The sequence below is a fragment of the Streptomyces sp. 7R007 genome (genome assembly GCF_054850255.1).
This window is the reverse complement of record NZ_JBTWMV010000157.1, coordinates 1-586: the sequence shown is the minus strand read 5'-3', so window position 1 is coordinate 586 and position 586 is coordinate 1. Positions and strand designations below refer to the sequence as shown.

The 586-nt window shown below is 71.8% G+C and carries 1 protein-coding gene; it reads left to right on the top strand.

Going from position 1 to position 586, the window contains the following annotated elements; all coding sequences use genetic code 11:
* Positions 1-517 (top strand): MFS transporter (locus tag ACYF6T_RS44580; RefSeq protein WP_461703709.1); only part of this gene is annotated, 517 nt, incomplete at its 5' end.
* Positions 518-586: the final 69 nt, after the last annotated feature.

Here is a 586-nt window from a genome sequence, read left to right as displayed (position 1 = left end):
GCTTGAAGCCGGCGTGCTCTTGGTCCCGGCCGCCGCCTGCTCGGTGCTGACCGGGCGGCTGGTCGGTGCCTTGACCGACCGGTTCACCGGCTGGCAGGTGTCGGCCGGGCTTGCGGCCCTCACCGTCGTCGGCGTGCTCGTGGTCGCGCTTTTCACCGGGCCGGTCCCGGTTGTCGTCGGCACGGCGTTGACCGTGTGCGGGTTCGCCGGCGCCCAAGCCGTACTGGTGGGCCTCGCGCCGGACCTGGTCGCTGCGGACGACCGGGACACCGCACAGGGCCTGCTCAACTTCATGAACGCCCTGGGCGGCGGGATCGGTCCGGCCGTTGTCGCGGGTCTGTCCGGCATCGTGCCGCTGCCGGCGGCCCTCGCCGTTCTCGCGGCACTCCCCCTAACCGGACTCGTCATCAGCCTCACCCGGCGCCCAGCCGCCGACCGCCGCCCCCAGCCCCAGGCCACGCACGGGAGCCCAGCCCACCCTGACGCTCCCCCTGCAAGCGATCCGATAACGCCGTGATCAGTAAGGAGCCTTGCCATGTCCGCCGAACCGTTCGAGGTCAGCATCAGCGAAGCCGAGATCGCGGAT